This window comes from Zunongwangia sp. HRR-M8, assembly GCF_027594405.1.
In the GTDB taxonomy this organism is placed as follows: Bacteria; Bacteroidota; Bacteroidia; order Flavobacteriales; family Flavobacteriaceae; genus Zunongwangia.
Genome location: NZ_CP115161.1, coordinates 93444 through 106485, shown reverse-complemented (window position 1 = coordinate 106485; position 13042 = coordinate 93444). Strand labels below are relative to the sequence as shown.

Sequence of the window (13042 nt, the reverse complement as noted above, 5' to 3'; positions counted from 1 at the left end):
CATCTTCCAAAAGAACGGCGCGAGTTACTTAGGAAAACGAACTTTGAAGATAGTACCTTTTCCTGGTTTTGAAATAAAATTTATAGTTCCCTTATAAGTTTCTACGATATTTTTAACCATTGCTAAGCCCAGACCCATACCGCTAGATTTTGTGGTGAATTTAGGTTCAAAGATCTTTTCCCGGTTTTCTTCTGTAATGCCATGCCCGTTATCTGAAATACTTAAACAAACACTTTTATCTTCTTCCTGAATATCTACAACAATCTTTGGCTCTTGCACGTTATCCATCGCCTGTATGGCGTTTTTCACTAAATTGGTAACTACTCTAATAAGCTGAGTTCTATCAAACTTTGCCAGTATTTCTTCTTTTTCTGAATGAAAAACGATATAATTTTCATTAAAAATATCTAATGCCAGTTTTGTGATCTTAGGAACATTAAGTGTCTCATTTTGCTGCGCCGGCATTTTTGCAAAATTAGAAAAGGCTGATGCAATCGAACTCATCGTATCAATCTGGTTAATAAGTGTATCGCAAAATTCGTTGACTTTGTGTTCAATTTCTGGATCATTGTGATCAAACCTTCTTTCAAAACTTTGCACACTTAAACGCATTGGCGTTAGTGGATTTTTAATCTCGTGGGCAACCTGTTTTGCCATTTCTCTCCACGCCTGTTCCCTCTCGTTAGTTGCTAACTTCACCGCACTTTCTTCCAGCTCGTCGATCATGCTATTGTAAGCCGAAATAAGCGCGTAAATTTCTTCGGAAGCATTGCTGAGTTCGATTTTTTGATTGCGCTTATCTAAGCGTGTTTGATTTATTTTTTCTGAAATAATTTTAAGCGATTTTGTAATATATTTTGAAAGAAAATAAGACATGATTATCGCTATGGCCAGCATAAAAAGATACACTTCGCCCAATCGCATTAAAAAATCGTTTAAATCACGGTTTAGAACACTATCATCCTGTAGATACGGTAAGTATAAGATCGCTAGAGGCTTAAATTTTTGATCGGTAATATAAGTGTAAGATGACTGGAATTTTTCGCCATTCGACTCTCCTTTTAACAAATAACGCCGGTGCGAAGAAGCTTCAAGTTTTTTAAGGATAGGTGTGGAAATCGTATAATCTGTGGTATCCTTAAAAAAATTTTCTTTAGAGCTTATCAATAATTTTCCCTCAAGATCATAAATATTGATTTGCATTTCATGCACCTGAGACATTTCATAAATCTTCTGGTTCTGTTTAAATATAGAAGCAATATTTTCTGTATTAATAACATAAGTGGTGCTAGCCAATACAAAATTTATATTCTCTCTAATAGCTTGCTCTTTGCGTTCTAAACGTTCGCGGTGATAATCTTCTGCTTCTTCCTTATATTGATAAACAGTAACCCCGGCTATTAAAATTGAAGCCCCAAGCACCAAAAGTATCATGGAGATAAAAATACGAGTACGTAAGGATAATTTTAAAAGCTTCATAAACTTCCCGTTACTGCAAATTAGTTAAAATCATTGGGATAATAATCGCTAATCCTAATCGCAATAATTTTTTACTGAAGAATCAATTATCACACCAATTACGCATTGGGATTTTTAGATCTTATTTTTTTATATAATTTAATTCCCAGCATTAAAAGAATTCCAAGCGCAAAAATTCCGATCACGCCATAAATCCAATTAAGCGCACTACGAACGATCACTAAAAATATTACTGAAAAAAGGATAACGGTAGCACCTTCATTCCAAAGGCGCATTTGCGAAGAGGTGTATTTTACTTTATCTACCTGAAGTTGTTTAAAAATATGATGCGTTTTTAAATGATAAGCTATAAGTAAAATCACGAAACCAAGTTTTACATGCATCCAACCCTGCTGTAACCAAACCGGCTGCATAATCAATAAAATGACAGCAAATAAAGTTGCCAAAACCGCAGATGGCCAGGTAATAATAAACCATAAACGCTTAGCCATTAACTTTAGCTGGTTTCCTAAAATAGTCTTATCTGGTTCAGGTTTATCGAAGGCTTCGATTTGATAAATAAATAAACGAGGAATATAAAAAAGTCCTGCAAACCAGGTGATCACAAAAATAAGATGAAGCGACTTTATATAATTATAATATTCCAATTAGCGTTTATTTATTTTATTTTTCAAAAGTAAAAAGAGTAAGTTGAAAACAGATTATTTCTTAAGGCTATTTAATAAAAATGCGAGAATTAATCCTAAGGCTGTTGCAATCCCGGCAAAATAATCGTCTTTCTTAAAAGCTTTGGGAAAAACTTCTGTAGCTAAACTTGCCACAACAGCCCCGCCTGCAAAGCATCTTATATACGAAAGAATATCATTTGATACCTCTGCCAAAAAATAATTTCCTAGCACGGCTGCAAGTGCCAAAATAAAAGCAGTTCCCGTCCATAAGATTAGAACACTTTTTGTGGACCTTCCATTTTCTACCATTCCTTTGGCACCGCCAGCAGCTTCTGGCAAATTAGAAAGAAAAATTGATCCTGCTAGGGCGGCAACCTGCATGGGACCCGCACCAATAAGTGCCACACCTAGAGCTAAATTCTCTGGGATACCATCTAAAGTAATTGCAGCAAGCAGACCTCCACCACCGTTAGCTCCCCATTTTTTCTTAACCAAATAATCCAACAATACGAATACAGATGCGCCAACAAAAACAGATACCAATGCCAAAGTTAAAGAAGCTTCTTTGGTTGCTGGATCGATAAGTTCTATGACTGCTGAAACAATTAATGCTCCACCTGCCAAAGCCACTAGAAAACCTTCTAGCTTATCAGATAAATTACCATAAATACCCCAAACTGCTCCAAGTATTAAAGCAAAGGATACTACTAAAACTACGATTATTGTCATTTCTCTGTGAGACTCAAGTTCTTTTTTATTTCACGATTTAGAAAATATCCTGTTACTATAGTGGAAAGTAAATCGGCTATCGGAAAACTAATCCACACCCCTAATTCGCCATAAAATTTTGGTAATATCAGGACCAATGGAATAAAGAAAAATCCCTGTCTGGACAAGGTAAGCAATAGCGCCGGAACAGCTTTACCTATCGCCTGAAAGTATGCAGCGCCAATTAATTGTAGCGCAACAATTGGGGTTGCTGCAAATACCCATCGCATCGCCGAGGGTGTTCTTTCTATAATACCTTCATTTTGAGTAAAAACCATAGCTATTTCTCTCGAAAATCCCATGATAAGCCCAAAAATCACTACGCCCATTAAGCACGCATACATTATTGCTTTGTTGATCGTCTTTCTTACCCGCTGATATTTTTCCGCTCCATAATTATAACCGGCAATTGGTAGAAAGCCTTGTGTTATACCCAACACAGGAAATAGAGCAAACATTAACATCCTACCTATAATAGCATAAACTGCGACACCATCTTCACCAGCTAAATCAAAGAGAATATTATTCATTAATAAATAAATAATACTCACTACTGCTTGTCGCGCTAAAGTGACAAATCCTAAAGATCCTATTTCTTTAATAATGGGTAAATGCAGCCTAAAGTGGCTAAAATCAATTTTTAATTCCGATTTTCCAGAGAACATAAAAAACCATAATACATATAGAAAACAGACAAAATATGATCCTGTTGTTGCCCATGCTGCACCATACATTCCCAAATCCATCACGTTGATAAGCAAGTAATCTCCTAAAATATTTCCTACGGAAGGAATAATCATGGAAACCATAGCAAAAGTTGGTTTCCCTTCAGCTCTAATTACATTATTTCCCATCATGTTTAGTGCAAGGATGGGCACACCGTATAACACGACACGATAATAGATTTTAGCCGGTTCGAAAATATCGCCTTTACCGCCAAAAGCCGGAATAAGTTCATTAATAAAAACTAGGCCTAAAACCACCAAACTCAAACAAAGCAGCAGTGTAAGTGTGATCTGATTCCCAAAAGTTTTTAAAGCTTTTTTATCGTTATTAGCACCAAGTGCACGAGAAATTATAGAGCTACCTCCTATCCCAATACTCATCCCCAAAGCGGCTATAAAAAATGAAATAGGCAGCACCACGTTGATCGCGGCGATTGCAGTAGAACCAATCCAATTTCCTACAAAGATGGTATCTACTAAAATATTTAGAGACATCACCAGAATCCCAATAGATGCCGGTGCTGCCTGCTTAATTAAAAGTTTGCCTATAGACTCATTCCCAAGCGCTTCTGAGCTTATTTTTGCCATTATGCTTCAACAGGTTTTTGATGCGCCCATTCGTCTACCCAACGTGAAAGCATTTTCACCCATTCTTCCCGATCGTTTAAACATGGTACCACGGTAAATTCTTTTCCGCCAACTTCATGGAAAATCTCTTCTCCTTCCATCGCTATTTCTTCTAATGTTTCTAAACAATCGGAAACGAAAGCCGGAGTTACCACCGCCATTTTCTTAATTCCTTGTTTTCCGAAACGCTCGATAGTACGATCGGTATATGGTTTTAACCATGGATCAAAACCTAAACGCGACTGGAAACTAACACTATAAGAGTCTTTTTTAAGCTGAAGATATTCTGCTACCAACCTTGTGGTTTCATAACATTGGTGGCGATAACAGAATTGATGTGCTGAAGATGCCGTTTGGCAACAACTACCATCTATTTTACAATGTGAATTTGTAATATCACTTTTACGAATGTGACGTTCTGGAACACCATGATATGAGAAGAGCAAGTGTTCGATATCCAAACCATTTAATTTTTCCTGAATGCTATTGGCCAAAACCCGAACATAATCTGGATGATTATAAAATGCAGGAACTGAGGTAAACTGCATTTCCGGGAAATGTTTTTGACGCAATTCTTCAGCTAAAACCAAAATTGTTTCCGTTGTAGCCATTGCAAATTGAGGATACAATGGAAAAAGCAATACCTCATCTACTCCCTGATCTTTCAGTTCTTTTAAACCATCATAAATACTTGGTGTGCCGTAACGCATTGCAAGAGCAATGGGTACCGCAGTTTGATCATCTACTTTCTTCTGCAATCTTTCTGAAAGAACAATTAAAGGCGAACCTTCTTCCCACCATATTTTTTGATATGCAGCTGCAGATTTTTTAGGTCTGGTATTCAGGATAATTCCCTTAACCAATAAAGCACGGAAAAAATAAGGAAGATCAATTACGCGACCATCCATTAAAAACTCACCTAAATATTTTTTAACATCTTTTGGATCTGTACTTTCTGGAGATCCTAAGTTAACAAGTAATACACCTTTGCTCATTTCTATCTCTTTTGCATTACAAAGTTAAGCCTATAAATTTGTTCGCTTGTAAAGAAGTATTATACTTTTTTATTAAACAATAGCTAAAACTACTTGTTAATTCAAAAAAGGAACTTTACTAATCGAGCAAATATTTAAGACATCGTTCTAAATGATCTCGAAAAAAAGCTTCGTGATAGGATTCTTTGGTGTGACCTCCGGCAGTATAAATCATTTTACCGCCACCTTCAAATTCCTGAAACCAGGCGATAGGATGATCATCTCCATTTTTTCCGCCTTCGTATGAATATTCGTCTAAAGTTAATAATACCTGAATTTCAGGGTTTATATTTTTAAAATTATACCATTCGTCTGTTCGAGTCCAGTGTTCAGGAAGATGAGCGACCGTAGGATGGTTTGGCTTTTCAATATTGATTTTTGCTTGCTGAATATGTGGATGACTTTCAAAATACGCGCCTATAAACTTTCCATACCACGGCCAGTCGAATTCAGTATCTGTTGCGGCGTGAATTCCGAAGAAATTTCCACCCTTCTCAATATAATTTCTGAACTCCTTTTGCTGAGATTCGTTAAAAACATTACCCGTTGTACTTAGAAATATAACAAGATCGATTTCTGACAATTCTGAAACAAAAACTTCAGCATTATCGGTAGCGGTAACCTCCCAGGTATTTTCTTCAGCAATTTCTTTTAAAGCTTTGATTCCGGTTGGAATTGATTCGTGCTTAAAACCTTCCGTTTTATAAAAAATCAAGATATTTTGCTGCGCATAAAGCATGCTACCTCCCAAAAATAACACTAGAAATAATAAGTGAATTCGTTTCATTTTGGTTTTTCCAATTTAATTCAAATTAGAGATTTTAAAGGTGATTTTCAAGCTCCTTAAAATCCTTTTTCTTGATTTTTTCTTCCTGTCTATGCTATATCAATTTTCGAAAAAAGTAGCGATCTATATTCTGAATGCTTGCTTCTTGATTGAAATTGACTTAGTGCGACGCCGGTAAAGACATGACGTACTTTTTGGGTGTTGTGCCGAATTTTTTCTTAAAAGCTGCTATAAAATGGCTGGCTGTGCTATACCCTACTTTTAAACCAACTTCGTTCACATTATATTCACCACTATCCAATAATTTACGCGCATATTCCATTTTATAATCAAAAAGAAAACTATACACCGAGTCGCCATAAATTTGCTTAAAGCCTTCTTTTAGTTTCTTTAAACTTAGATTTATTTCGTCGGATAGCTCCTGAAGCGAAGGTGGTTCGGCCATTCTAGAAATCACAATGTCTTTGGCTTTTCTAATTTTTAAGATATTTTCTTCATCACTCAAAAATGGGCATTGTTCCACATTAGCATCTTCTGCCCTATTAAAATAAAGACTTAACAACTCGTAAGATTTAGCCTTAAAATACAGACTCTTAATAGTAGGTGTTAAATTAAAATTCATCACCTGGTTTAGCACTATCGCCATTGATGGAGATATTGGCGAATCTTTATAGTACTTTTTGTCTTTATTATCGGTACTTAAAAAGGTAATATAATCGGCTTCCTCAGAAAATAAAGCATGAAATTTCTTAATGGAAATCACCAAAGTGACCAACCAAGATTTTGGTCCTAAAGCTACATTTAGCGGTAAATTTTGCTGCGGATTGTAAAGTAACAAGGATTTCTCTTCAGCCAAAGGTAATTCGTAACGTCCCTCATTAAAAATAAACTTACTATCACCTTTTACATTAAAGTGAAATTGTATAAAACTACTATCAATTTCACGCTCAATAGTCTGGCTATCAGCTGTTTCATTTTGAAACTTTATAATATGAAATCCTTCTTCTACTTTAGTCTCTTCAGATAAACTTATAGCGATATTTTTTCCTTCTTCCATGATATTAAATACTAGTTATTTATTTAGAAACAGTCTAAACTAATTCATTTAAACCAGTTGCTAATACTACAAAAATAAGCTATTTAGCTAATTTACAGACATAAAATACACAAAATCCCTGTAAGCGACACAAATAGTACTTTGAGCGTTATTTTTTATGTTAACAATAATTTAATTTTGCCTCGCAATCCCTAAAGAGTTCATGGAAAGTTTAATTTCTAAAGGCAGACATTTTTATACTATTGGTTTAAGCTACAAAAAAGCAGATGCCGAAATTAGAGGACATTTTAGCCTTACTGAAGAAGCAAAGTCTAAAATACTAATCCAGGCAAAGCGAGAAGGCATCGATGGTGTTTTACTTACCTCTACTTGCAACCGAACTGAGATTTATGGATTTGCAGAGCATCCATTTCAGCTTATAAAACTTCTTTGTGAGCATACACACGGTACGGTAGAAGAGTTTGAAAAAGTAGCTTATGTTTATAAAAGTAAACAAGCCATTTCACATTTATTTCGTGTAGGTACTGGCTTAGACAGCCAAATTCTTGGAGATTTTGAAATTATTAGCCAAATAAAACTGGCTTTTGCGCAGTCTAAAAAAGTGGGATTAGCCAATGCTTTTACAGAGCGATTGGTAAATGCAGTAATCCAGGCGAGCAAACGAATTAAAAATGAGACCGAAATATCTTCAGGAGCAACTTCTGTCTCTTTTGCTTCCGTTCAGTATATTTTACAAAATATAGAAGATGTTTCTAACAAAAATATTTTGCTCTTCGGAACTGGTAAAATTGGAAGAAATACTTGCGAAAATTTAATTAAGCACACCCAGAATAAACATATTACTTTAATTAACCGAACGAAAGATAAGGCTGAAAAAATTGCCGGAAAATTTAGTTTAACGGTTAAAGATTATGCCGATCTACAAGCAGAGATTAGAAATACAGATGTTCTAATTGTGGCTACTGGTGCACAAAATCCAACCATTAGCAAAGAACTTTTATATTGTAAAAAAGATTTATTGATTTTGGATCTTTCTATCCCTAAAAATGTAGCTGAAGATGTAGAGGAATTGGATAATGTAAAACTGGTTCATTTAGATCATCTTTCTCAAATTACCGACGAAACTCTACAACGTCGTAAAAAGTTTATTCCTGAAGCTGAAATAATAATTGCAGAAGTTCAGGCTGAATTTTGTAAATGGTTAGAAACCAGAAAATTTGCCCCTACAATTAAAGCGCTAAAGAAAAAGCTAAGAATGATGAAAGATGCAGAGCTTGACTTTCAGCGAAAAAAGATAGAAGATTTTAATGATGAACAGGCAGAAATAGTGAGCAACAGGATTATCCAAAAGATCATGAAGCAATTTGCCAATCATCTTAAAGAAGATTCAAACACTACCGATGAGAGCCTTGAGCTTATCCAAAAAGTCTTTCAGTTAGAAGAACAAGCACGATGAATAAAGTGATACGTATAGGAACACGAGACAGCGAGCTGGCTTTGTGGCAGGCAAAAACTGTACAAGCGGCACTAGAAAAGCTAGGCCACCAAACCGAACTTGTTCCCGTAAAATCTACCGGAGATCTAAATCTGGATGTTCCGCTTTACGAAATGGGAATCACCGGGATTTTTACCAAAACTTTAGATGTTGCCATGCTTACCGGCAAAGTAGATATCGCAGTACATTCTATGAAAGACGTCCCTACAGCATTACCAAAAGGAATTGTTGAAGCGGCTGTTTTAAAACGTGCAAACACTAGTGATATACTTATTCATAAAGGTACCGATTTTTTAGATGGTAACGGAACCATTGCTACCGGAAGCCTGCGTAGAAAATCGCAATGGCTACATCGCTATCCAAATCACGAGGTAGTAGATCTTCGCGGAAATGTGAATACCAGAATGCAGAAATTGGAAGATAATGACTGGAACGGAGCTATTTTCGCCGCTGCTGGTTTAGAAAGAATCGAAATAAAACCTGATAACTTTATCAATCTCGATTGGATGATCCCAGCACCTGCACAAGGAGCAATGCTAATCGTTGCTTTAGAGAAAGATGAATTTACCAGAAAAGCAATTGGTGCATTAAATCATTATCAAACAGATCTTGAGGTACATGTAGAACGAGAGTTCTTAAGAACTTTAGAGGGCGGCTGTACAGCACCTATTGGCGGGTTGGCAAAAATCGACAATGATAAGATTTTACATTTTAAAGGCGCTCTTTTAAGCTTAGACGGAAAACAAAAAATTGAAGTAGAAAAGAGGATCGCTGCCGAAAATGTTGAGGGATTCGGAAAATTTTGTGCCGAAGAAATTCTTGCCAAAGGTGGCGCTGAATTGATGAAACAAATCAAGGAAGTTTTAAATTAAGGCTTATGGCCACTGTACTTTCCACAAAAAAACTTAGTGTTTCGCAAAAGCAATTATTGCTTGGTGCTAAAATTGGTTTGGTGGAATACAACGCCATAAAAATAGAATTTATCCCTTTTTCATTTAATTTAAAACTAGTTAAAAACGCTATTATCACTAGTAAAAATGCTTTTAAAGCGATTCAAGATAAAGTGAAGGTAGAGAAAGCATTTGTGGTAGGTGCTAAAACTGCTAATTTGCTTCAGGAAAATGATATCGAGATCGCTGAAGTTGCGGATAATGCTTCAGCATTAGCAAAAAAAATCATCGAAAATCATCAAAATAAGCATTTTGTTTTTTTCTGCGGAAATAAACGGCGCGATGAATTGCCAATTCAACTAAACAAAAATGAACTTTCTTTTGAAGAAATTCAGGTATATAAGACCAAACTGAATTATGCTGAATTTCACCAAGAATTTGATGGTATTTTATTCTTTAGCCCAAGCGGAGTAGAAAGTTATTTCAGCAAAAATAAAATTGAAACCACTACGGCATTTTGCATTGGTACGACTACAGCAAATTCAGCAAAAAATTATACTGAAAATATTATAATTGCTACCCAACCCAGTATAGAAAATGTAATCGTTCAGGTAGTAAAAACATTCAATAAAAATGAAATCTCTAATTCCTGAATTTTAACTGGGAATTACCGAATTTTGCAATAAACCAAGAAACATGATTAAAAACGATCTTTTCTTAAAAGCTTTAAAAGGAGAATCTGTAGAGCGTCCACCAGTTTGGATGATGCGCCAGGCAGGCCGCTATCTTCCTGATTTTATGAAGCTAAAAGAAAAATACGATTTCTTTACGCGCTGCCGAACTCCAGAGTTGGCTACAGAAATTACCGTAATGCCCATCGAGCAGGTAGGAACCGATGCTGCCATTTTATTTAGTGATATTTTGGTGGTACCGCAGGCCATGAATATTGAGGTAGAGATGAAACCCGGTCTTGGACCATGGTTACCACATCCTATTCGTAGCGCAAAAGATGTAGAACAGGTTATTGTTCCTAATATCGAAGAAACGCTTGGTTACGTTATGGATGCCATTAAATTAACCAAACAACAATTAAATAATGAAGTTCCGCTAATTGGTTTTGCCGGTTCTCCATGGACGATCATGTGTTATGCGGTGCAGGGACAAGGTTCCAAAAACTTTGATAAAGCCAAGAAATTTTGTTTTACGAATCCAGTAGCAGCGCACCAATTATTACAAAAAATTACAGACACAACTATTGCTTATTTAAAAGCAAAGGTAAAAGCTGGCGTAGATGCCGTTCAGGTTTTTGATTCTTGGGGCGGTATGTTGAGTCCTGTAGATTACCAGGAATTTTCTTGGAAGTATATTCAGCAAATTATAGATGCTTTAAAAGATGAAATTCCTGTGATCGCATTTGGTAAAGGTTGTTGGTTTGCTTTGCAGGACATGGCAAACTCGGGTGCTGCCGCTTTAGGCGTAGATTGGACCTGCAGTGCACAAAATGCACGCTATTTAAGTGGTGGAAAAATCACATTGCAGGGTAATTTTGATCCTTCAAGATTATACTCGCCACCTAAAGAAATTAAAAAAATGGTACACCAAATGATCGATGAGTTTGGTAAAGATCGTTATATCGCAAATCTTGGCCATGGTATTCTACCAGATATTCCCGTAGATAATGCCAAAGCTTTTGTAGATGCGGTTAAAGAATATCGCGCTAAATAATGGCAATTGGGGCGAGAATACAACAGCTTAATTTTAAAGAAATTTTTATTCTGCTGAAGTTATTTTTGCCCAAACCATCATATATTTTTCCAATATACAAAGCTACCCGAGAAACTTTAAAATCTTGCGATCGGCTTTTTGGAAAAAAACATTATAGCGATTCCAAAGAGAATGCGTTTAGACACGCCTATTGGAATTTTCTAATTGCTGAAAAACTTTTCAGAAAAAACTTTTCGATTGAAGAATCGCTAAACTGGACCAAGAAAATTACCGATCTGCATGAGCGTTTGGCTCCAAATAAAGCACTGGCACGAGCAATGGATCTTCATAATAATGCAGTGGGACGAAACATCTTCAGCAATAATCCAGAAGAAAATGTCGTTAAAAAATTGCAGGATTTAATGAATTCCGCAATAAAAATTAAAGATCCAGATCTATCGAAATTAGATAAAAATCAACTCGTTTTTATAGAAAACTAGATTATGCTGAACAAAAATTATCGAGACGAAGAGAAAGAGCGTATTGATGCACAACTGCGTGCGATTATGGAAATGGGACATGTTCCCGATGAATGGGAAGAAATTAGGCTTGATCTAGATCGAAGATTAAAAGAGGCCATTGGCATTGGCTTAGAAGAAATTGAAAATCTTCATGAAGAAAAATTAGTGGAGATCTTAGCTAATCTTAACTTAGAATTTTCGCATTATGAAGCGCTTGGCGATATTCTTCTTAGAAGTATCGAGTTAGAAGCCGAAGAGAAACAAGCCGATCTTGCTCAAAAAACGCTTATAATTTATAAAACCGCACAAGAGATAAGTAGTACGTTTTCGTTCAGTCTTACACAAAAAATTAACGAAGCAAGAAGTTGGATAAATGATTAGCATGAAAGACCAATTTTATCAATATATACAGGAACTTCAGGATACGATCACCTCGAAACTAGAGGAAATCGACGGAGTAGCAAAATTTAAAGAAGACCTCTGGAAACGTGAGGAAGGAGGCGGTGGCCGTACTAGAGTGATCGAGAATGGCGCAATTTTCGAAAAAGGCGGCGTTAATATTTCAGCGGTGCACGGGCCTTTAAATCCTGCAATGCAAGAATACTTTGGTGTTGGCGATGTTAACTTTTTTGCATGCGGCTTAAGTTTAGTTATTCATCCAAAAAGCCCAATGATTCCCACAGTACATGCCAATTGGCGCTATTTTGAAATGTACGATAAAGATGGAACAACGCTAGATCAATGGTTTGGTGGTGGGCAGGATATTACACCTTATTATCTTTTTGAAGAAGATGCGATTCATTTTCATCACGTTTCTAAAAATGCCTGCGACAAACATGATCCAAACTTTTATCCTGAATATAAAAAAAGGTGTGATCTCTATTTTTGGAATGCTCATCGTAATGAAGCGCGCGGTATTGGCGGATTGTTTTTCGATTATTTAAAAGATTCTGAACAACATAGCATTACCGATTGGTATAATTTTGTAACTGAAGTTGGCAATAGCTTTCTGGAAGCTTACGTACCAATTGTTGAGAAAAGAAAAGATCTGGAATACGACCAAAATCACCGGAACTGGCAAGAAATTCGTCGCGGTCGCTATGTAGAATTTAATCTTGTTCATGATAAAGGAACGCTGTTCGGACTAAAAACCAACGGCCGAATTGAGAGTATTTTAATGAGTTTACCACCGCATGTACAATGGGTTTACGATCACCATCCGAAAGCAGGATCCGAAGAAAATAAACTTTTAGAGGTTTTACAAAAACCTAAAGAGTGGGTATAAAA

Annotated in this window: 14 protein-coding genes; 7 read left to right on the top strand and 7 right to left on the bottom strand. The window is 36.1% G+C overall.

Annotated elements, in window-relative coordinates; all coding sequences use genetic code 11:
• Positions 1-24: 24 nt before the first annotated feature.
• The 7 genes from PBT89_RS00535 to PBT89_RS00505 form a co-directional block, all read right to left on the bottom strand.
• A complete protein-coding gene (locus PBT89_RS00535; protein ID WP_270062928.1) occupies positions 25-1479 on the bottom strand; it encodes a sensor histidine kinase in 1455 nt (484 codons plus the stop codon).
• A 98-nt stretch (positions 1480-1577) separates the two neighbouring features.
• Entirely contained in the window at positions 1578-2126 is a 549-nt protein-coding gene (locus tag PBT89_RS00530; protein ID WP_270059662.1) for a CopD family protein, read from the bottom strand.
• Positions 2127-2180: 54 nt separating this feature from the next.
• Positions 2181-2876 (bottom strand): ZIP family metal transporter, encoded by a 696-nt coding sequence (locus PBT89_RS00525; protein WP_270062927.1) that lies wholly within the window; start codon positions 2874-2876, stop codon positions 2181-2183.
• Positions 2873-4228 (bottom strand): MATE family efflux transporter, encoded by a 1356-nt coding sequence (locus PBT89_RS00520; RefSeq protein ID WP_270062926.1) that lies wholly within the window; start codon positions 4226-4228, stop codon positions 2873-2875. Before PBT89_RS00520 ends, PBT89_RS00525 begins: the two co-directional genes overlap by 4 nt.
• Complete coding sequence (hemH, locus tag PBT89_RS00515) at positions 4228-5262, bottom strand: ferrochelatase (protein ID WP_270062925.1); 1035 nt, start codon at positions 5260-5262, stop codon at positions 4228-4230. The genes PBT89_RS00520 and hemH overlap by 1 nt, the downstream gene beginning before the upstream one ends.
• Before the next feature lie 118 nt (positions 5263-5380).
• A complete protein-coding gene (locus tag PBT89_RS00510) occupies positions 5381-6088 on the bottom strand; it encodes a ThuA domain-containing protein (RefSeq protein ID WP_270062924.1) in 708 nt (235 codons plus the stop codon).
• Between the two features lie 160 nt (positions 6089-6248).
• Positions 6249-7145 (bottom strand): AraC family transcriptional regulator, encoded by an 897-nt coding sequence (locus PBT89_RS00505; protein WP_270062923.1) that lies wholly within the window; start codon positions 7143-7145, stop codon positions 6249-6251.
• Between the two features lie 202 nt (positions 7146-7347).
• On the opposite strand from PBT89_RS00505, the gene hemA reads away from it, so the two are divergent.
• Genes hemA through hemF form a run of 7 tightly spaced genes read left to right on the top strand, consistent with a single transcriptional unit; the run spans position 7348 to position 13040 of the window.
• A complete protein-coding gene (gene hemA, locus PBT89_RS00500; protein WP_270059668.1) occupies positions 7348-8601 on the top strand; it encodes a glutamyl-tRNA reductase in 1254 nt (417 codons plus the stop codon).
• A complete protein-coding gene (gene hemC / locus PBT89_RS00495; protein ID WP_270062922.1) occupies positions 8598-9512 on the top strand; it encodes a hydroxymethylbilane synthase in 915 nt (304 codons plus the stop codon). Before hemA ends, hemC begins: the two co-directional genes overlap by 4 nt.
• A gap of 5 nt (positions 9513-9517) precedes the next feature.
• On the top strand, positions 9518-10183 hold the full coding sequence (locus tag PBT89_RS00490) for a uroporphyrinogen-III synthase (RefSeq protein WP_270062921.1): 666 nt from the start codon (positions 9518-9520) through the stop codon (positions 10181-10183).
• Between the two features lie 43 nt (positions 10184-10226).
• A complete protein-coding gene (hemE, locus tag PBT89_RS00485; RefSeq protein WP_270062920.1) occupies positions 10227-11255 on the top strand; it encodes a uroporphyrinogen decarboxylase in 1029 nt (342 codons plus the stop codon).
• A complete protein-coding gene (locus tag PBT89_RS00480) occupies positions 11255-11734 on the top strand; it encodes a DUF6973 domain-containing protein (RefSeq protein ID WP_270062919.1) in 480 nt (159 codons plus the stop codon). The genes hemE and PBT89_RS00480 overlap by 1 nt, the downstream gene beginning before the upstream one ends.
• A 3-nt stretch (positions 11735-11737) precedes the next feature.
• Entirely contained in the window at positions 11738-12136 is a 399-nt protein-coding gene (locus PBT89_RS00475) for a hypothetical protein (RefSeq protein ID WP_270062918.1), read from the top strand.
• Between the two features lies 1 nt (position 12137).
• Positions 12138-13040, top strand: coding sequence for an oxygen-dependent coproporphyrinogen oxidase (hemF, locus tag PBT89_RS00470; RefSeq protein ID WP_270062917.1), 903 nt, complete (start codon positions 12138-12140; stop codon positions 13038-13040).
• The last annotated feature ends 2 nt before the right edge of the window (positions 13041-13042 follow it).